Raw genomic sequence first — 19209 nt, 5'->3', positions numbered from 1 at the left:
AGAGAATATGCATTAATCGGCAATTTTTTTATGTCGATGGGATGAGCCTGATTCGTTTGTAAAATCAGGCAAATTTTTGCAAAGGCAGATAGTCAAAATTTAAAGCAAACCACAGCGGCGTTTACTGCGTTCTTCCGCTTCCTGATAAAGCTGGAACTCATCAAAAACTGGGCATCCCAACGCATGTTCGAAAGCTTCGCGGCTGGCATTACCGTGACTGCGTGCCTGCGTTTCATTACCCAGATTTGACTGGAAGATCCCCGCAGCGCTAACAGGCAAAAAATCTTCATAAGTAATGGGTTGTGCCACTACCCAACCACGTTCAATTAAGGGTTGTGGATCGTCTCCGGGATGAATCGCCTGACGATGCGCCTCACCTGAAGGCGTCAAACGATATCGGAACCATGCCAACCCTTGCTGACGCATTAAAAACTCACTGTCAGGAAAAGTGCGGAAGGTTTCCTGTAAATGCATTTGATGAGTGAGATTATCCTGCCCGGTTCCAGCGTTCCGCAGAAGATCATCATACATTTGTCGTCCTTTCGGCGTTAATGCCACGCCACGCTGCTCTATTTCACCAAAGCGCGCGGTATGCGTGCCCTGTTTCTGCCCCGCAAACAACACCTTCTCTTCCAGTGCTTTAAAGCTGGTCTGGCGTAGTAAAATCGGTACCTCGCGGCGCGGCGGCCCTTCGATCAGAATTTTGGGTTCAATTCCGCATTCAGGCATCATCGACTGCACACGGTCAATATCCAGCGTACGTGGCGTCAGGTGGTTGATATGGCACCCAGGAAAACAGACCACATCAGCAATCAGCCGATGTTCGTTGTGCAACGCACGATAGGTTTCTTCATCAACCGTTGCTGACTGGTGCCAGCGAAACGTTTCCAGGGCTTCCTGCACAAACTCCTGTGCCTGTGTTTCGTTAAAACCGCCCCGCTGCTCATACTCCTCTAACAGTTGTCGACAACGTGGGGTGAAGATATCGCGCTGACGCAGAATCTCCGCCGCTTTCTGGCGCAAAAATTCGTTCTCGATAAGCTCAAGACGGAGTAATGAGGTAAAAACGCGGAAGGGATTACGCGCCAGAGAAGCATCATCAATGGGCCGAAATGCTGTGGAATGTACCGGCACGCCCGCCTGCGAGAGATCGTAATAGCTCACCGGGTACATCCCCATAATGGCAAACATCCGCCGAAGAGTAGCAAGCTCTTGTGCAGTCCCAACGCGAATTGCCCCATGACGTTCAACATTCAGTCGCGCCAGCTCGTCTGCATTTACCATTTTTTCGTGCAGTTGAGGATTGTTTTCCAGCACAGCCAGATTCACATCAGCTACCAGTTCCAGCAGCGTGCCGTACTGCGGAACTTCTTGCTGGTACATGGCTGACATTGCCTGCGAAAACTGTTCCCGAATCTCATCCGCCGTGATGCTGTTCGCCATAATGTCTGCCTCCAGTGGTCAGTAATCTGGAGTGTAGGTAACCGCATTCACTCTGGCGGGAAGAATTTGCAAACTGTGATCTCGCCGCGAAAACATCAATATTATCCATTTCGCTGTAACACAATTGCTTTATTTGTTAATAATATTTTGCAACTAAGTTATCATAATCAAACAACTTCACTTGTCAGCGACACTGCTTCGTTTTTAACATCGCTTATGGAAAAAAATAGTCTGTTTAGTCAGCGCATCCGTTTGCGCCACCTTCATACATTCGTAGCTGTCGCACAACAAGGAACTTTGGGGCGCGCGGCTGAAACCCTTAATTTGAGTCAACCTGCGCTCTCTAAAACATTGAATGAACTGGAGCAGCTGACGGGCGCTCGCTTGTTTGAGCGTGGTCGTCAGGGGGCGCAACTTACCTTACCCGGCGAACAATTTTTAACACATGCAGTCAGAGTTCTTGACGCTATTAACACTGCCGGACAGTCGCTTCATCGTAAAGAAGGTCTTAACAATGATGTCGTCAGGGTAGGTGCATTACCTACCGCGGCGCTGGGAATATTACCTTCGGTTATAGGTCAGTTTCATCAGCAACAAAAAGAGACGACCTTGCAAGTTGCGACAATGAGTAACCCTATGATTCTGGCGGGTTTGAAGACTGGCGAAATCGATATCGGCATTGGTCGGATGTCAGATCCTGAACTGATGACCGGGCTTAATTATGAACTGCTGTTTCTTGAATCGCTGAAGCTGGTCGTCCGCCCTAATCACCCGCTACTTCAGGAGAACGTAACGCTAAGCCGGGTGCTGGAATGGCCGGTTGTTGTATCACCAGAAGGCACTGCGCCACGCCAGCATTCAGATGCATTAGTGCAGAGCCAGGGCTGTAAAATTCCTTCGGGCTGTATCGAAACACTGTCTGCTTCGCTATCTCGTCAACTTACGGTTGAATACGACTACGTGTGGTTTGTCCCTTCTGGCGCTGTAAAAGACGACCTGCGTCATGCCACGCTGGTGGCCCTGCCTGTTCCGGGTCATGGTGCAGGCGAACCGATTGGAATACTGACCCGCGTAGATGCGACGTTCTCTTCTGGTTGCCAGTTGATGATTAACGCTATTCGAAAATCAATGCCGTTCTGAAAAGTAAGGGATCTTTCGATCCCTTCTTTGATATTTTCACGCTGTTGCGAAACTAACAGACTCACCAGCTCCGCGTGATTCTGCCAACACAGAATGTTTGTTCAGGCGGAAAACGTCTACCGCCTCAGTTAATCGTGCAGCCTGTTCTTCAAGGGATAGCGCCGCCGCAGAAGCTTCTTCTACCAGAGAAGCATTCTGTTGCGTCACCTTATCCATTTCGGAAATCGCCTGGCTCACCTGCGTTATGCCTCTACTTTGTTCATCCGAGGCGGCGGCAATCTCCTGCATGATATGTGTGACACTCGCGACGGCATCAACAATCGTGCTCATGGTTTTCCCTGCCGTTGCCACTTCAACCGACCCCAGGTCAATTAACCTGACTGATTCACTGATCAAGCCTTCAATCTCTTTCGCCGCCTGGGCGCTGCGACTTGCGAGTGTCCGTACTTCGCTGGCGACAACGGCAAATCCACGTCCTTGCTCACCCGCTCGCGCGGCTTCAACGGCAGCATTCAGCGCCAGAATATTTGTCTGGAAAGCAATGCTGTTGATGACGGCAGTGATCTCGGAAATTTTCTTCGAACTCGTGGAGATAGCGCCCATCGTTTTTACTACACCGGAAACCGTCTCCCCGCCATCGCTGGCTTTAATGGAGGCCTCTTGCGCCAGTTTGCTGGCATGATGCGCGTTATCCGCATTCTGTTTCACCGTCGCAGTGAGTTGCTCCATGCTAGCGGCAGTTTGTTCGATTGCCGCCGCTTGTTCTTCGGTGCGAGATGAAAGGTCCGCATTGCCAGCGGAAATTTCGCTGGTGCCACGATAAATCTCTTCCGCGCCCTGTCGAACAGTCCCGACTGTCATCCCCAGTGAATGCTGCATTTGCTGTAAATGATGACTTAAGCGACCGATTTCATTACGACCCGCCGGTTCATCATTCATCGTCAGATCGCCACTGGCAATTTTTTCAATCCGTTGTGCGGCATGTTGCAGTGGACGAATGACGATCCGACGTAGCACCATAAATGTTATCAGCGTCATGACCACGGCAAGCACAAACGCGCCAATCATAAACATCACACCCAGGCGGGTACGCTGATGGGCCTGTTCCGCCAGTTGGTTGGCTCTGGTGCTACGTATCTTAACGGCTTTGCTCAAAATATCGGTATAAGCATTATCCAGCGGTCGGTTCTGCTCACTTTCATGATTGATAATCGCTTCAAACATGCCATTTTTGGCATATTTCAACATAGGTTGCATACCCGTGATATAAGCCTGAAAGCGTTGATTTAATTCAGTGTCGAGGGCTTCATCAGCAGGTGTTTTCACCGGCCGATTCTGATAAGCACGATACCCTTGCTGCGACTGTTTAATCTCCGATTCGGCTTGCGCAATATTTCGCTTCATTGCTTCCATTTCCGCAATACGACTCGCCGCCCCGGCCTGAATCATATTGATCCGGGCCGAACGCAAAAAATCTGAGCTGTTCGCTAACCCGGTCCGAATCTCAATCTCCGCAGTCACATCACGCTGATCGCGATCGGCCTGCCAGAGGAAATAGCCAGCCAGGGCTGAACTCAAGGCAAACAGAAGTAAGATACCGCCAAGAATGCAGGCAAATAACGGAACCAGCCTGATGTGATGCAAAAAACCTAATCGCTGTGAGGGAGTTGTATTCATTACCGTTGTCTCTCTTCCAGGTTTACTCCTGATAGAAAGTCATCGGCATTTGACGGTAATTACTTACGACTAAAAACCTCTTTGCGTCACATTTTTACAACAATTATTGCAGAGAAGATTAATGCCATTGGATTGAAGAAAGTGAGGAATGGTTAAACTGGCTAACCCGAATGACGAAAAATTCTGGAAAACAGCACGCAATTTCGTCAGGTGATTATTTTCGTCCCTAAGGAAACCACATAGGATGCTCACGGGTGCCTGAGACTTTCTGTTTTCAGGCTAACCGGGAATCAGAAAGACGAAGGCCCCGACCGATATTTCTATCAACCGAGGCCAACGAATGAACCTAGCAATTCAGATGTTAGCCTCTTACCCGCCATCCGGCAAGGAGAAAGGCTATGAAGCACAACCCTCTGGTGGTGTGTCTGCTCATTATCTGTATTACGATTCTGACATTCACACTCCTGACCCGACAAACGCTCTACGAACTGCGGTTCCGGGACGGTGATAAGGAGGTGGCGGCGCTCATGGCCTGCACGTCCAGGTAAGGGCAAGCGCGGGGATTTTCCCCGCGCATCTGACTAGCGGATTCAGTTTCTCATGGCACCCCTTTTACACTTCAGTTAGTGCATGTTTTTTTCGATGCACTAATAGAACCATCATTACAGACAAATTTGCCGCCTGCCGTACAGTGTGAGATCCCCCCTTTCGAACCAGAACAGGGTTTGCGCCCGGCATCGGCATAAAAGGAAACAAGCGCTCCCATAACCAAGATAAGTGCCAATTTTTTCATATAACCTCCATGATTTATCGAATCTTATGTTCGATTTGAACGTTATACGCTGGTTTATTTTGATACCGTTGATGAGATCAAAGATCGGGTGAATTGATTAAAGATAAGCCAGATGGACATATGGACAAGGATTATGGTTTTATTTGTCATACAAATAAATATAATAGGCGCTTCCGATGTAGGCCCGTATTCTTCGCCTGTACCACGGGTCGGTTTTAGTACAGGCGTTTTCTTTAAATATCCTTCAGGAACGTTTACGCGGCATCATGCGTAGAAGTGTGTTGTCCTTCCAGAAATAGTGGTGTGCCAGTGCAGCCGCAGCGTGCAACCCGATGACAAAATATCCCAGATTCGCCAGCGTCTCATGCCACCACTTTAAGCTATCAACCCGTTCGAAATTGGCCTCTGCTGCATAAGGCATTGTCATACCAAACGCAAACCACGGGTTGCCCCGGTTATACATCATCACCAAACCAATCACTGGCAGCGCAATAAACAGGAGATAGATCACCAAATGTCCCAAATGTGCCAGTCCCGTCATCATCGGTTTTGGTTTAGGTACAATCGGCGGAGTTGAGTATTTAAGCCTTAACAAAAGACGAACAACCATCAGCACGAGAATTGAGATGCCACAGGAAACATGAATCATGTTGATGAGCGGCCGATCGCTACGTGGGAAGAAACCACGAAACTCCATTGCGCAATACGCTGCGATAACCAACAAAAAGACCAGCCAGTGAATGCTGATTTGTAACCTTGAGTATTTATTTTCCATAACATTTCCTGCTTTAACATAATTTTCCGTTAACATAACGAGCTTTTCTTAAAATTTCATTAAATATTGTTCACCCGTTTTCAGTACGTTACGTTTCACGGCAAGAATGTAGATTGCCCATCCCGCCATCCTGGTCTAAGCCTGGAAAGGATCAATTTTCATCCGAACGTTCCTGACAGGAGAAGACCATGAGTAAAGTTGGTATTAACGGTTTTGGTCGTATCGGTCGACTGGTGTTGCGTCGATTACTTGAAGTCAAAAGCAACATAGACATTGTCGCTATTAATGATCTCACTTCCCCAAAAATTCTCGCCTACCTGCTGAAACATGATTCAAACTACGGACCGTTCCCCTGGAGCGTTGATTTTACGGAAGATTCACTTATCGTTGACGGGAAAAGTATCGCGGTTTACGCCGAAAAAGAGGCTAAAAATATTCCATGGAAAGCGAAAGGCGCAGAAATCATTGTCGAATGTACTGGCTTTTATACCTCCGCCGAGAAATCGCAGGCGCACCTTTATGCTGGTGCGAAGAAGGTGTTGATTTCCGCCCCTGCCGGTGAAATGAAAACCATCGTTTATAACGTCAATGACGACACACTGGATGGCAACGACACCATTGTTTCCGTGGCGTCATGCACCACTAACTGTCTTGCACCGATGGCCAAAGCCTTGCACGACAGTTTCGGAATAGAAGTCGGCACGATGACGACCATTCATGCCTATACTGGCACCCAGTCACTGGTGGATGGCCCGCGAGGTAAAGATCTACGCGCTTCACGTGCAGCGGCAGAAAATATCATTCCCCACACTACAGGCGCGGCAAAAGCCATTGGTCTGGTGATCCCAGAACTGAGCGGCAAACTGAAAGGTCATGCGCAACGCGTACCCGTGAAAACAGGTTCGGTGACTGAACTGGTGTCTATTCTTGGAAAAAAAGTGACTGCCGAAGAGGTGAACAACGCGCTTAAAAACGCGACAAACAATAACGAGTCATTTGGTTATACCGATGAAGAAATAGTCTCTTCTGATATCATTGGCAGCCATTTCGGGTCGGTGTTTGATGCCACGCAAACCGAAATTACCGCCGTGGGCGATTTACAGCTGGTGAAAACGGTCGCCTGGTATGATAACGAATATGGCTTCGTCACGCAGCTTATTCGCACCCTCGAAAAATTCGCTAAACTCTGACGAGCAAAGGCGGAGGGAAAAGCCTCCGCCTCTTTCACTCATTACGACTGTAAATAAACCACCTGGGTCTGCAGGTATTCATGCAAGCCATGTTTACCATCTGCGCCGCCAATACCGGATTTACGCCATCCGGCGTGGAATCCTTGCATAGCTTCGAAGTTTTCACGGTTGATGTAAGTTTCACCAAACTTCAGCCCTTTAATAGCTTTCATCGCGACGTTCAGGTTTTGGGTATAGAGTGATGAGGTCAGGCCGTAATCACTGTCATTAGCCATTGCGATAGCCTCTTCCAGCGTGTCAAATGCGACCACTGGCAGCACCGGGCCAAAGGTTTCCTCGTGCATAATCGACATTTCCTGACGAACATCCAGTAGCAATGTCGGCGGATAATAATATCCTTTCCCCTCTACTGCCTTGCCCCCCAACGCCACTCTCGCCCCCTCTTCGACTGCGCGCGCCACTTTTTGCTCGACCCTTTCCAGCGCCGCGGCGTTAATCAACGGCCCCATCGCAATATCGTTGCGTTCAGCAGGGTTACCAAATTGAACCGCCTGCATCGCTTCACCCAGCCGATTGACGAAATGATCATAAATGCCTTTCTGTACATAAACACGTTCTGCACAGTTACACACTTGCCCACTATTAATGACGCGTGAATCAACGATGGCTTTGACTGCCAGTTCAAGATCGGCATCGTCCATTACGATAGCTGGTGCTTTACCACCCAATTCCAGACACACTTTTGTGATATTTTTTGCTGCAGTCGCCATGATCTTTTCACCTGCAGAGACGCTGCCTGTCATACTGACCATTGCGACCTTTGGGTTACCCGCCAGTTCTTGCCCAACGGTTTCACCACGCCCCAGCACAAGGTTAAACACACCGCGTGGAAGGCCTATTTCATCGACAATTTTGGCAAAAGCAATCGCATTGTTTGGCGTAAATTCACTGGGTTTAATGACGATGGTATTACCGGTCAAAAGAGCGGGAGCCATTTTGCGGGCAATGAGGAAGAACGGGAAGTTCCACGGCAGAATGCCGGTAGTCACGCCAAGCGCACGTTTAAACAGAAGAATATTTTCTCCTGGACGATCGCTTTGAATAATCTCGCCTTCATAACGCCGTGCCCACTCCGCCATGTAATCGATATAGTCCGCAGTAAAAGCCACTTCGACTTCAGCCAGCTGCTGGATCTTGCCCCCTTCTTCAACAATCAGCGCACTGATTTCACCTGCGCGTTCGCGGATCCCGGCGGAGATTTTGCGCAACCAACTGGCGCGTTCAATGGCAGGCAACGCTTCCCATTCTGGTTGTGCACGTTCTGCTGCATCGATTGCCTTACGGGCATCCTCGGCCTGACCATCGGGAATGCGGGAAATGACCGCCTCTGTAGCAGGGTTTACCACATCAATCCATGCGTCTCCACGCCAGGTAACAAACTGTCCATCTATATACATAGGATGTTGAACGGGTACTGACATGGGCGACTCCTGTGATTTATATGTTTGCTTTTGGTAAATGCATTGTTAATTAACATCAATCATCATAGAGACGGCATCGTGAAAGGACAATTCTGTGAAGGGCTTCATAAAAACAAGTGTAAAAGGAATAAAAGGCAGAAATAAACGTCAGGAGTCATGCCCGTTTGCAAACAAATGGTTAACAAACGGGCAATTTTTAACGTAACGAGCGACTTTCCATCGCCTCGATGAGCACCGCATCGTGTTTCAGCGTTTGCCATGCCTGGATGACTTCTGCCGGAAAATCAACGTGAACGATAAAATCTCGCCCGCGGGGACCGTAGCCATCGCTATCATCGCGTAAACGTGGCAGCTCGCCAGTGAGTAGTGAGAGATAACGCTCAACCGGCCATAATCCTTGCAACGGATTAACAAAGATTACACTGTCTGCGTTGTTTCCTAGCTGAGGAATGAATCCGGGATAACTTAACCAGCGAGGTGCATCTGGATTGTCCCCGGTCATACGGCGGAACGTCGCCATCGTGCGCCGCTGCATGGTGGGGTCCTGAACAACGATAGCCGTATGAACTCTTTCTACGGCCTGATTCAATAGCGCGATGCTAAAGCGTGCGTTTTCACCGCAGTTTGTTGACTGGTCTTCAATCCAGATTTTTTCATGCGGAATGTGCCAGAACTGATGAGCGATATCCGCCAGGATGGTAGCTTCTGCTCTGCCAGTGGTGCGGATAGTGTTGTAGTGCGGATGCTGTGCGATGGCGCTATACAAAAAAGTTGTCGAGTGACCGATACCACCACTAATCAGTAGAGGAATTTGCTGATCGCGGGCAATCTTACATGCCGCATCGATAGTCGGCATAACCGCATTGCCTGCAAGGATCACGCAATCGGCCTGATACGGCACCTCACCGGAGAAATCATCCTGCGCCAGCCACTGACCGATAACATTTATGGCATCTATGGTTGCCGGCGAAAGCGTCGGAAACGGGGTAATGTTCATGGTTCCTCCTTATCGTTCCCTTAAGAATACTGCGTGAGATAATAATGAGAAGCGGAGCACTCTGAAAGGAGGAAGTCGTATTTCCTTAACCGCCACTCCGCAAGCCTGACATATCTTTTAAGGAAATGCTGTAGATAAACATTATTCATCTTGCAGCAGAGAATTGTATTTTTCTGAATTCCTGAATTTTTGCCCTTACCGTTTTAGAATTAATAAAAAACCCGGCGCTAAATGCTTACCGGGTTTTAGATTTATCAGGCAAATAGCAGTGTTAACCGCTAATCTGCTCCATCGCCTGCAAAATACGCTTATCTGAAATCGGATAAGGCGTACCAAGTTGTTGAGCGAAGTAACTAACGCGCAACTCTTCTATCATCCAACGGATCTCTTTCACGTCTTCATCCTCACGACGTGCAGGCGGCAGTTTGTTGATCCACTGCAGCCACGCCTGCTGGACGTTTTCAACTTTCAGCATCTGAGCACGGTCACGGTGCGGATCAACCGCCAGTTTTTCCAGACGTTTTTCAATCGCCTGTAAATAACGCAGCGTGTCGCCCAGCCGTTTAAAACCGTTGCCAGTGACAAAACCGCGATACACCAGCCCGCCCATCTGCGCTTTAATGTCAGAAAGCCCCAGCGCCATAGTCATATCCACCCGCCCTTTCAGGCGTTTGTTGATATTGAACACCGCTGTGAGGATTTGCTCGACCTGCTTCGCAATATCCACCACCGTGTCGTTCAGTTCAGCGCGCACTTTTTCATGAAGCGCAGCAAAGCCTTCTTCCGTCCAGACCGGGCCACCATTGGCGTCGATCAGTTGATCCACACCGCAGGAGATACAGTCGTCTATCAGCTCCAGCACTTTGCCATACGGGTTAAAGTACAGCCCAAGTTTGGCTTTGTTTGGCAACTTCTCATGCAAATATTTGATTGGCGACGGAATATTCAGCAGCAGTAAACGGCGAAGACCGTTCCACATTGCCTGCTTTTGCTCCAGCGGGTTATCAAACAGTTTGATCGCCACGCTGTCGCGCTCATCCACCAACGCTGGCCACGCCTTCACTTTGTAGTTGCCACGCTTCTGTTCGTAGCTTTCCGGCAGTTGCCCAAAACTCCAGATATGTAACCCGCTTTGCTCAATACCATCATCGGCAACGGCGGAAAGCGTTTCCTGCACTTTGCCTTTCAGGGCGTCTTTCAGATCCTGTAATGAGCGCCCTTCTTTTAGCTTCTTATTTTTGTCATCCACCACACGGAAGGTGATTTTCAGGTGATCGGGCACCTGATCCCAGTGCCAGTCTTCGCGGTCAACGGTAACGCCGGTCATCCGCCGTAGCTCGCGCTCAAGGCTGTCGAGCAACGGCAGTTCCAGCGGCGTGACGCGACCTAAAAACGCTTCGGCGTAGTTTGGCGCGGGCACAAAATTACGCCGTACCGGTTTCGGCAACGATTTGATTAGAGCAATCACCAGTTCACGGCGCAGGCCGGGGATCTGCCACTCAAACCCGCTTTCCTCAACCTGGTTAAGTAACGGCAGCGGAATATGCACGGTCACACCGTCAGCATCCGCCCCCGGCTCAAACTGATAGCTTAAACGCAGCTTGAGATTGCCCTGATGCCAGAAGTTCGGGTAATCCAGCTTGCTGATTTTTTCCGCCCCTTCTTTGATCAACATGCTCTTTTCAAAGTTGAGCAAATCAGGTGTTTCGCGGCTGACTTTTTTCCACCAACTATCAAAGTGTCGTGCAGAGATCACATCATGGCTGATGCGCTGGTCGTAGAACTCAAACAACGTTTCGTCATCCACCAGAATATCGCGGCGACGTGATTTGTGTTCCAGTTCTTCCACTTCTGCCCGTAGTTTCAGGTTTTCACGGAAGAATGCGTGACGCGTCTGCCAGTCACCTTCCACCAGCGCGTGGCGAATAAAAAGTTCACGACACAACGCCGGATCAATCTGGCTGTAGTTGACCTTACGCGCAGCAACAATCGGCAACCCGTAAACGGTGACTTTTTCAGTTGCCATCACCGCGCCCTGCGCCCGTTCCCAGTGCGGTTCGCTGTAGGAGCGTTTAATCAAATGCTGAGCAACTGGCTCCACCCATTCTGGATCGATGCGTGCCGCAATGCGCCCCCACAGGCGGCTGGTTTCTACCAGTTCCGCCACCATTGCCCATTTCGGCGGCTTCTTGAATAAACCAGAACCGGGGAAGATGGAGAAACGCGCGTTACGTGCGCCGGTATATTCCTGTTTATCGGCATCTTTCATGCCGATATGCGAAAGCAAACCTGTCAGTAAGGCGATGTGAATTTCGCGATACTCCGCCGGTTCGCTGTTAACCGGAATGCCAAGTTCTTTCACCACCTGGCGCAACTGGGTGTAGATATCCTGCCATTCGCGCACGCGCAGATAGTTAAGGTAATCGGTACGGCACAGGCGACGGAAGGCGTTTGAAGAGAGCGCCTTTTGCTGCTCGCCGAGATAATTCCACAGATTTACAAACGCCAGGAAGTCGGATTCTTTATCGTGAAAGCGACGATGTTTTTCGTCCGATGCCTGCTGCTTGTCCATTGGCCGCTCACGCGGGTCCTGAATAGAGAGCGCGGAAGTGATAATCATCGCCTCACGCACGCAGCCATGTTTCTGCGCTTCCAGCACCATTCGCGCCAGACGAGGATCGACTGGCAGTTGCGAGAGCTGGCGACCGAGCGGCGTCAGTTTATAGGCGCTGGCCTGTTCATCAGTGGTGATCGCGCCCAGCTCTTCGAGCAGACGCACGCCATCCTGGATATTGCGTTTATCCGGCGCTTCTACAAACGGGAACGCAGCGATATCGCCCAGCCCCAGCGCGGTCATCTGCAAAATAACCGAGGCCAGGTTGGTACGCAGAATCTCCGGATCGGTAAACTCCGGGCGCGAGAGGAAATCGTCTTCGGAATAAAGACGAATGCAGATCCCTTCTGACACACGACCACAGCGGCCTTTACGCTGATTAGCTGAAGCCTGCGAAATGGGCTCAATCGGCAGACGCTGCACTTTGGTGCGATAGCTGTAGCGGCTGATACGCGCCGTACCTGGGTCGATAACGTATTTAATCCCCGGCACAGTCAGCGAGGTTTCCGCGACGTTAGTCGCCAGCACAATGCGCCGTCCGCTGTGCGACTGGAAGACGCGGTTCTGCTCGCTGTTCGAAAGCCGTGCATAAAGCGGAAGAATTTCCGTATGGCGTAAGTTCAGCTTGTTCAGCGCATCGGCGGTATCGCGAATTTCTCGCTCGCCGCTCATAAAAATCAGAATGTCGCCAGGGCTTTCCTGACTCAGTTCGTCTACGGCGTCAAAAATCGCCTGCAACTGGTCGCGCTCGGTGTCATCAGCTTCTTCAACAATCGGGCGATAGCGCACCTCCACCGGATAGGTACGACCGGAGACTTCGATAATCGGCGCATTATTAAAGTGGCGCGAAAAGCGTTCCGGGTCGATAGTCGCGGAAGTGATAATGATTTTTAGGTCAGGACGCCGCGGCAGTAACTCTTTCAAATAACCGAGGAGAAAATCGATATTCAGGCTACGTTCGTGCGCTTCGTCAATAATGATAGTGTCGTACTGCATCAGCAGGCGGTCTTGCTGGATCTCTGCCAGCAGGATACCGTCGGTCATCAGCTTGACCATCGTGTTATCACTGACGTGATCGCTGAAACGCACTTTATACCCGATGCAACCGCCCGGCTCCGTTTGCAGCTCTTCCGCAATACGGTTCGCCACCGTTCGTGCCGCCAGACGACGCGGCTGGGTATGGCCGATCAGCCCTTTAATCCCGCGGCCCAGTTCCATACAGATTTTCGGTAACTGAGTCGTTTTACCGGAACCCGTTTCCCCGGCGACGATCACCACCTGGTGATCACGGATTGCTTCGAGAATGTCCTGCTTTTTCTGACTAACCGGCAAATTGTCCGGATAAGTGATTTCCGGTCGTGCTGCTTCACGCAGCAGGACTTTCCCTGCCGCCTGGTCAATCTCTTTCGCCATCTCCTGGAAAATGGCCTGTTGTGCATCAGGATTTTTAACCTTCTTCACACCATGCAGACGGCGGGAAAAACGCAGTCTGTCACGCAGCATCAGCGAATCCAACCGTTGCTGCAAGGCCGTAAAGGTCAATTTTTGTTGTTCTGTCATAACGTTAGTGGGCAGTTGGCTGCCTGATTAATTTTCTTTTAAATGATAGATATAGAGTACCACATCGCGGCTTTCTATGCGTTGTTCAATAAATTCGAACATAGGCTTCGATTTATTGCGCTATCTCTGTGGCAGGATTGTGAATAAAGTGTCAACAAGCAACGGGGCATCGCCCATTCAAACATCTATAAGGAAACACCATGAGCAAGGTATTAGTTCTTAAATCCAGCATCCTGGCAGGGTACTCTCAGTCTAATCAGTTGTCCGATTATTTTGTTGAACAATGGCGCGAAAAGCACTCCGCTGATGAAATCACCGTGCGTGACCTGGCTGCAAATCCGATTCCGGTACTGGATGGCGAACTGGTTGGTGCACTGCGTCCGAGCGATGCGCCGCTGACTCCGCGTCAGCAGGAAGCTCTGGCGCTTTCCGATGAGCTGATTGCCGAGCTGAAAGCCCACGACGTTATCGTTATTGCGGCACCGATGTATAACTTCAACATCTCAACTCAGTTGAAAAACTATTTTGACCTGGTGGCACGTGCAGGCGTTACTTTCCGCTATACCGAGAACGGTCCGGAAGGTCTGGTAACGGGTAAAAAAGCCATCGTTATTACCAGCCGCGGTGGGATCCATAAAGATGGCCCAACGGATCTGGTAACGCCGTATCTGTCCACATTCCTGGGCTTTATCGGCATTACCGATGTGAAATTTGTCTTCGCCGAAGGGATCGCGTACGGCCCGGAAATGGCAGCGAAAGCGCAGTCTGACGCGAAAGCAGCCATCGACAGTATTGTTGCTGCATAACCGGACACTATTTTGATGTGGACTGTAGATATTCAGTCCACATCTCAATCCACTTACCTGTTTTCCCACAATCTCAGCATCGCTTTGTGCTCTTCTGTCAGCACAATCGGCGGGCGTCTGACGCGAATATAGTTAATCGCTTCATCAACGGTTTTACAGTGTCCGTAACATAACAGCCATGCGGCCACAACCAACGCACTGCGCGATAATCCCAACGCGCAATGGACCAGAATGCTGCCTTGCTCTTTGCGTAATGTTTCCAGCATCGCCACGGCCTGTCGGAGCTCCCCCTCTTCCGGAATCACCAGATCCAACATCGGTACACAAAAATAGAGTCGATCTTTTGTCGCGCGTCCGCGAGGGAATTCAAAGGTGACGTCCAGAACTGCATTCTGTGCCGGAATATGTCGTGGAAACGCCCCTAAATAAACACCCGCAGTAATTTCGCTCACTGGCTCCAGGCGAAGGCAAAACCAACGCATAGACAGCCACATCCCGATGCGCCAGGGCAACGTCAGCCAGTAAACGGCAGGCGGGAGTTTCCCCTGACTATCTTTCCCTGTTGTTATCGCGCCAAGCCCACCGTACCCACGGCCAATAATGAGTAGCGATAATACTGGCCAACATAACCAGACTGACCACCGTAACTGATTCATCATCATTAGCGTCATCAATACTATGCACGAACACGCGCCTACGACATAAGGCAGTGCTATTTTGATTCGACGTTGATCAGGTATCTGGTAGTTCCAGCGACGGTCGACGGGCACCATCCAGTCAATCAACATACCTACCGCCAGCCCTGTGATGACATCAATAAAATGATGCTGCCAGGTCGTCAGCGTAGAAATAGCGATGAGTAAAAACCATCCGCCACAGACTTTACGCCACCTCACAGCCAGATGCTGACGATAGTGACGCCAAAGTAGCCAGCAGAGAATAATATGCAGCGAAGGGGACTGGTTATAAGGCAGATCAAACAGTTCAAGTTGCGAAAATAGCCATCCCGTCACCCCACTCACTTCAGGGCGGATAAAACTAAACTTCAGCGGATAGAGCAAAAAACCGCAACAGGCCATTACCGTTGCCAGAATAAGCCGGTGGACCAGTCGGCGCTGTTCGAATGTCGAGCGACAAACGAACAGCGAAAATCCATATAAAAGATCCAGACTCCAGTAAGGAACAATAGTCCAGGGAAGAAAAGGGATCGCCGTTTCCCAACCGAACACCTGACTGGGGATATCATGGTTGTTAAGATCCTGAAACGCGGTGAACTGATTAAGAAATCCATATGTGAAGAAGAAAAACGGGGCCAGCAACAATAACCAGCCAGCTCCTTGTAGCAATACGCTCCGGCGTTCAGTGGTCACGACGCACCGCCATCGAAACCGTAAAAATGCCCCACTCATCAATCCGTTGTGTGCATTTATCAAATCCGGCATTACGCACGAGCGAATCCATCTCCCCTTGCGAACGCACGCGCATTACCCACGGTTTACCATCTTTATGACTGGTTAACACCCCGGCAATCAGCTCCAGTTGTGGGTGCCACGGCTGCCCGGTGTAGATGAGAATGCCACCCGGTTCGATGGCATTGGCAAGACCAGCGAGGGAGTTTTTTACCTGCTCGTTTTCGGGAAAAAGCTCATACAGGCCAGAGACAATCGCCAACGTAGGCCGCGGAGTTAACGCGCTGAGTTCTGCAGTATTAAACGCATCGCCCTGTTCAAAACGCGCCCGCCCAGACATTCCCTTTTGGGCAATCATCTCTTGCCCCTGTGCAACATTTAACTCACTGTAATCACGTAACAAAATATCGCTTACGGCAGGCTCGTTTGCCAGCGCATCCAGTACATAGCCCCCATGCCCTGCGGCAATGTCAACCACGCGGACGGCTAAACCATTGGCGTGGAGATCGGCAACGGCTTGTTTCATCAGCATTTGTAAATGGGCTTTGCGCTGGCGAATACCGCGCCAGCCAACACTGTTCAGGTAGATTTTGTCGATAAAACGCCCGAATGCGTTACTGCCTTGAGGTTGATTTTGATAGACATAATCCAGCGAACTGCCTGAATCAAAGCCGGTGCTCATTCCGAGATGCAGGCCCGCAGATTGCGCCCCGAACAGTTTCATCGCCTTTCGCATAAAGCGATACGCCAAATCAACTGGCGATAATGGCACGGGTCCACCAGAAAGGAGCCGCCATCGATCCGCAGATGGTCCTGTGCGGTCTTCATGCTGATAATCAAATTTTTGCGACTTGTTAGCATATAAGCGACTAATAAAGCTTTGCATTTTTTCAAATGCCTGTGCCCTGTTCTCTTCACCCAACGTGTCGTGATAAAAGCCCGGCAGCAGATGCAGCTCTTTCAGAGGGCTACGTAATCTCTGATAAAAATCAATCTGCGGTTGGCGATGTACCACATAGTCATCGCCCGATATCAGTAGTTGCGTAGGGAGCGTAATCGCCGCCGCATCGCTAACAATACGTTCAGACGTTTTATAGAGATCGAGCAAGATATTGACGGCAATCGCCCGTGTGATCAGCGGATCATTATTGAAACTCGCTACCCGTTCCCAATCGTGGGTCAAATAGCGTCCTTTCACATAGGAATTAATAAAAAACAGACCACGCAGACGATGCCATAACGCCAGCGCAGGACGTGCCAGCGGCACATACAATTTAACCTTAAAGGCCGGAGAAGCCAGCACCAGCCCGCGAATAGCAGGCGCATAATCATGAACCCATGTGGCAACCAGCACTGCGCCGACGCTTTGCGCGATCACAACCACCTCTTCCAGCCCGACCTGGCTGTCGCTGGCAGCAAAACGGACAAATTCATCGACATCCTGCACTGAACGCGCAAGAGATGGGCTATAACCACGCGGCCCCGAAGTTTGTCCATGCCCTCGGGCATCCCAGGCATAAAAAGTAGTATCTGGCATCGCCAGTTCATCAACGATATGTTGTAGACGACCAGAATGTTCATGACCGCGATGAAATAAGACGATGACCTTTTTAACCCCTGGCTGTAAAGCGGGCCAGTGCCGATAAAACAACGCTGTATTATCACTGGCTGTAAAAAAACATTCCCCAGGGATGCGTGAATTTTCCATTTTCTCTATTTTCCTTCAGTAACAGCAGTAGCGAATAAAATAAAAAAATACCGGAGCGGTGAAAATTAATGAGTCAATCCTGTCAAGGAGTCCGCCATGTCCTGGTAATAGTTTTCCACTATCTTTAACACCAATATCTCGTTTGATGGCTGACATCACTACATCGCCGCAAAAACCACTAATACCAATTAACAAACCCGCTAATAATGCCTGTAATGTATCTAGCGGTGTCAGCAACGGTCCAATAATCAGTGACGCAATCATGGTGGTGATTACGCCGCCCATCAGACCTTCCAATGTTTTTCCCGGGCTGACTTTAGGGACCACTTTTCTTCTGCCGCAGGATTTCCCCCATAAATACTGTGCAATATCGTTTGACTCGGTTAATGCCAAAAGAAATAACACCAGTAACGCCCCGACCTGGATATTTATGGTTGGCAACATTAATAACCAGGCGGCATGACTCAAGGCGAAAACGGTCATTATCCAGCCCCAAAAAATGGCGCTCACGGTATGCAGAAAACCGGAGAGGTCACCCACAAAAACTTGCCAGGTGGCTAATATCAGAAACCCAGCCAAAGGTATGAATAACAGAAACAGCTCAAAGCAATTAAAACCGATAAGCAAATAGTTAAGAGGAATAACCCAATATAACCAACGCGGAAAATGAACGGATATAAGCGTACAATATTCTTTCAATGCCATAAAACTTATCAGCGCAAAAAACGTCAATGTCATCCAGTGTGGACCTGAAATGACCAGTGAAAAACAAATGACGATGCCCCACCAGGTACGAATACGTAATGTAACTTCATCCCCTTTTCTCTTTGGTAACCGCCATACCAGAAAACGGTTTATCAGCGTTGCTAAAATTAACAACACGAAAAGTATTGCCAGAGATTTTTCCAGCATTACTTTTCAGCACTCATAAAAAGCACGCTCCGACTACGATTAATCGCAGTCCAGATAAGCAGAATTGAAGCAATGCTCCATAAAAGATTATTCCATTGCATCCACTGTGGATAAATGGCAACGGCCAGCCCCCACAACCCAAATATTAACGCACGATCGCTTTTGCCAAATGGACCGGCATAACTGCGAATACCGTTAATCGTCTGCGCGAGTAAACCGCAAAACTCAGTCAATATGGTGCAAAATAACATGAGTATTACGAGTGATGCGTTACTTTCCGGTAAAAATAAAAACGGTAAATAAAGCGCAATATCGGAAATAACATCGCCAGTTTCATTCAAAATCGCCCCAAGACGTGTTTGCTGATTACACTCACGCGCCATCATGCCATCCAGCGCATTGAGTGCCATACGGACAAAAAGCACGATGGGCAATAGCAAAAAGAGGATGGGGCGTGCCACCAACATCAACAGCAATCCGGTAAGAAGAGAAAGCGCCAGTGCAGCAAGAGTGATGTGATTCGCTGTAACATGGTGCTTATTAAGCCAAAACATCGTCGGCCTTAACAGCGACTGAAAGAGCGGTTTTATCTGGTAGAGCGTCATTATCAATCCTTGATAATTCGGTTTGCGCTATGGTGCATCAATTCCCCTGACGGAGATATCGCAACACGCCGCTTCATTAAAAATTCAGAATATATCAAG

16 protein-coding genes are annotated in these 19209 nt (G+C 49.6%); 4 read left to right on the top strand and 12 right to left on the bottom strand.

Annotated features, from left to right (window positions below):
- Positions 1 to 99 precede the first annotated feature (99 nt).
- Positions 100 to 1443 (bottom strand): 2-oxoadipate dioxygenase/decarboxylase HglS, encoded by a 1344-nt coding sequence (gene hglS, locus BGE37_RS12075; protein ID WP_032302980.1) that lies wholly within the window; start codon positions 1441 to 1443, stop codon positions 100 to 102.
- 216 nt (positions 1444 to 1659) lie between these two features.
- Between hglS and BGE37_RS12070 the strand changes: the two genes are divergently transcribed.
- Complete coding sequence (locus BGE37_RS12070) at positions 1660 to 2583, top strand: LysR substrate-binding domain-containing protein (protein WP_000414564.1); 924 nt, start codon at positions 1660 to 1662, stop codon at positions 2581 to 2583.
- A 36-nt stretch (positions 2584 to 2619) separates the two neighbouring features.
- Here BGE37_RS12070 and trg read toward each other — a convergent pair whose 3' ends face one another.
- On the bottom strand, positions 2620 to 4260 hold the full coding sequence (gene trg / locus BGE37_RS12065) for a methyl-accepting chemotaxis protein Trg (protein WP_088542018.1): 1641 nt from the start codon (positions 4258 to 4260) through the stop codon (positions 2620 to 2622).
- A 398-nt stretch (positions 4261 to 4658) separates the two neighbouring features.
- Here trg and hokB point away from each other — a divergent pair, with 398 nt between their 5' ends.
- Positions 4659 to 4808 (top strand): type I toxin-antitoxin system toxin HokB, encoded by a 150-nt coding sequence (hokB, locus tag BGE37_RS12055; RefSeq protein ID WP_001320773.1) that lies wholly within the window; start codon positions 4659 to 4661, stop codon positions 4806 to 4808.
- On the opposite strand, the gene BGE37_RS25610 is transcribed toward hokB, so the two are convergent.
- The 3 genes from BGE37_RS25610 to cybB all read right to left on the bottom strand — a co-directional run bounded on the left by BGE37_RS25610 (position 4786) and on the right by cybB (position 5828).
- Positions 4786 to 4854, bottom strand: coding sequence for a hypothetical protein (locus tag BGE37_RS25610; protein ID WP_212734533.1), 69 nt, complete (start codon positions 4852 to 4854; stop codon positions 4786 to 4788). The genes hokB and BGE37_RS25610 overlap by 23 nt on opposite strands.
- 25 nt (positions 4855 to 4879) lie before the next feature.
- Positions 4880 to 5053, bottom strand: a complete 174-nt coding sequence (locus BGE37_RS12050; RefSeq protein WP_000731856.1) for a YdcA family protein — start codon at positions 5051 to 5053, stop codon at positions 4880 to 4882.
- A gap of 244 nt (positions 5054 to 5297) precedes the next feature.
- Positions 5298 to 5828 (bottom strand): cytochrome b561, encoded by a 531-nt coding sequence (gene cybB / locus BGE37_RS12045; RefSeq protein ID WP_088542072.1) that lies wholly within the window; start codon positions 5826 to 5828, stop codon positions 5298 to 5300.
- A 188-nt stretch (positions 5829 to 6016) separates the two neighbouring features.
- On the opposite strand from cybB, the gene gap reads away from it, so the two are divergent.
- A complete protein-coding gene (gene gap / locus BGE37_RS12040; RefSeq protein WP_088542020.1) occupies positions 6017 to 7018 on the top strand; it encodes a type I glyceraldehyde-3-phosphate dehydrogenase in 1002 nt (333 codons plus the stop codon).
- 41 nt (positions 7019 to 7059) lie between these two features.
- Here the strand turns inward: gap and aldA are convergent, their stop codons facing one another.
- The 3 genes from aldA to hrpA all read right to left on the bottom strand — a co-directional run bounded on the left by aldA (position 7060) and on the right by hrpA (position 13670).
- On the bottom strand, positions 7060 to 8499 hold the full coding sequence (gene aldA / locus BGE37_RS12035) for an aldehyde dehydrogenase (protein ID WP_088542021.1): 1440 nt from the start codon (positions 8497 to 8499) through the stop codon (positions 7060 to 7062).
- A gap of 196 nt (positions 8500 to 8695) precedes the next feature.
- A complete protein-coding gene (gene ydcF, locus BGE37_RS12030) occupies positions 8696 to 9496 on the bottom strand; it encodes a DUF218 domain-containing protein YdcF (RefSeq protein ID WP_088542022.1) in 801 nt (266 codons plus the stop codon).
- Between the two features lie 271 nt (positions 9497 to 9767).
- Positions 9768 to 13670 (bottom strand): ATP-dependent RNA helicase HrpA, encoded by a 3903-nt coding sequence (gene hrpA / locus BGE37_RS12025; protein WP_088542023.1) that lies wholly within the window; start codon positions 13668 to 13670, stop codon positions 9768 to 9770.
- Between the two features lie 200 nt (positions 13671 to 13870).
- Between hrpA and azoR the strand changes: the two genes are divergently transcribed.
- Positions 13871 to 14476 carry an FMN-dependent NADH-azoreductase gene (azoR, locus tag BGE37_RS12020; RefSeq protein WP_000048948.1) on the top strand — a complete coding sequence of 202 codons (606 nt, stop codon included), beginning with the start codon at positions 13871 to 13873 and terminating at the stop codon, positions 14474 to 14476.
- Positions 14477 to 14529: 53 nt separating this feature from the next.
- Here azoR and BGE37_RS12015 read toward each other — a convergent pair whose 3' ends face one another.
- The 4 genes from BGE37_RS12015 to BGE37_RS12000 are packed head-to-tail and all read right to left on the bottom strand — an operon-like array spanning position 14530 to position 19110.
- Entirely contained in the window at positions 14530 to 15822 is a 1293-nt protein-coding gene (locus BGE37_RS12015) for a phosphatase PAP2/dual specificity phosphatase family protein (RefSeq protein ID WP_088542073.1), read from the bottom strand.
- Positions 15823 to 15835: 13 nt separating this feature from the next.
- The gene (locus tag BGE37_RS12010; RefSeq protein WP_088542024.1) at positions 15836 to 17593 is read right to left on the bottom strand and encodes a bifunctional alpha/beta hydrolase/class I SAM-dependent methyltransferase; all 1758 of its coding nucleotides are present in this window, start codon (positions 17591 to 17593) and stop codon (positions 15836 to 15838) included.
- 15 nt (positions 17594 to 17608) lie between these two features.
- The gene (locus BGE37_RS12005; RefSeq protein ID WP_088542025.1) at positions 17609 to 18505 is read right to left on the bottom strand and encodes a phosphatidate cytidylyltransferase; all 897 of its coding nucleotides are present in this window, start codon (positions 18503 to 18505) and stop codon (positions 17609 to 17611) included.
- Complete coding sequence (locus BGE37_RS12000; protein ID WP_088542026.1) at positions 18505 to 19110, bottom strand: CDP-alcohol phosphatidyltransferase family protein; 606 nt, start codon at positions 19108 to 19110, stop codon at positions 18505 to 18507. The genes BGE37_RS12005 and BGE37_RS12000 overlap by 1 nt, the downstream gene beginning before the upstream one ends.
- Positions 19111 to 19209: the final 99 nt, after the last annotated feature.

The sequence above is a fragment of the Escherichia sp. MOD1-EC6300 genome (assembly GCF_002965045.1).
In the GTDB taxonomy this organism is placed as follows: domain Bacteria; phylum Pseudomonadota; class Gammaproteobacteria; order Enterobacterales; family Enterobacteriaceae; genus Escherichia; species Escherichia coli_F.
This window is presented reverse-complemented; position numbering and strand designations above follow the sequence as displayed.

Excerpts from the sequence above, each read along its gene's own strand:
- BGE37_RS12070 (WP_000414564.1), top strand. The coding sequence starts at position 1,660 with ATGGAAAAAAATAGTCTGTTTAGTCAGCGCATCCGTTTGCGCCACCTT.
- BGE37_RS12010 (WP_088542024.1), bottom strand. The coding sequence starts at position 17,593 with ATGGAAAATTCACGCATCCCTGGGGAATGTTTTTTTACAGCCAGTGAT.
- hrpA (WP_088542023.1), bottom strand. The coding sequence starts at position 13,670 with ATGACAGAACAACAAAAATTGACCTTTACGGCCTTGCAGCAACGGTTG.
- gap (WP_088542020.1), top strand. The coding sequence starts at position 6,017 with ATGAGTAAAGTTGGTATTAACGGTTTTGGTCGTATCGGTCGACTGGTG.
- BGE37_RS12050 (WP_000731856.1), bottom strand. The coding sequence starts at position 5,053 with ATGAAAAAATTGGCACTTATCTTGGTTATGGGAGCGCTTGTTTCCTTT.
- hokB (WP_001320773.1), top strand. The coding sequence starts at position 4,659 with ATGAAGCACAACCCTCTGGTGGTGTGTCTGCTCATTATCTGTATTACG.
- ydcF (WP_088542022.1), bottom strand. The coding sequence starts at position 9,496 with ATGAACATTACCCCGTTTCCGACGCTTTCGCCGGCAACCATAGATGCC.
- cybB (WP_088542072.1), bottom strand. The coding sequence starts at position 5,828 with ATGGAAAATAAATACTCAAGGTTACAAATCAGCATTCACTGGCTGGTC.
- aldA (WP_088542021.1), bottom strand. The coding sequence starts at position 8,499 with ATGTCAGTACCCGTTCAACATCCTATGTATATAGATGGACAGTTTGTT.
- trg (WP_088542018.1), bottom strand. The coding sequence starts at position 4,260 with ATGAATACAACTCCCTCACAGCGATTAGGTTTTTTGCATCACATCAGG.
- hglS (WP_032302980.1), bottom strand. The coding sequence starts at position 1,443 with ATGGCGAACAGCATCACGGCGGATGAGATTCGGGAACAGTTTTCGCAG.
- azoR (WP_000048948.1), top strand. The coding sequence starts at position 13,871 with ATGAGCAAGGTATTAGTTCTTAAATCCAGCATCCTGGCAGGGTACTCT.
- BGE37_RS12005 (WP_088542025.1), bottom strand. The coding sequence starts at position 18,505 with ATGCTGGAAAAATCTCTGGCAATACTTTTCGTGTTGTTAATTTTAGCA.
- BGE37_RS12000 (WP_088542026.1), bottom strand. The coding sequence starts at position 19,110 with ATGACGCTCTACCAGATAAAACCGCTCTTTCAGTCGCTGTTAAGGCCG.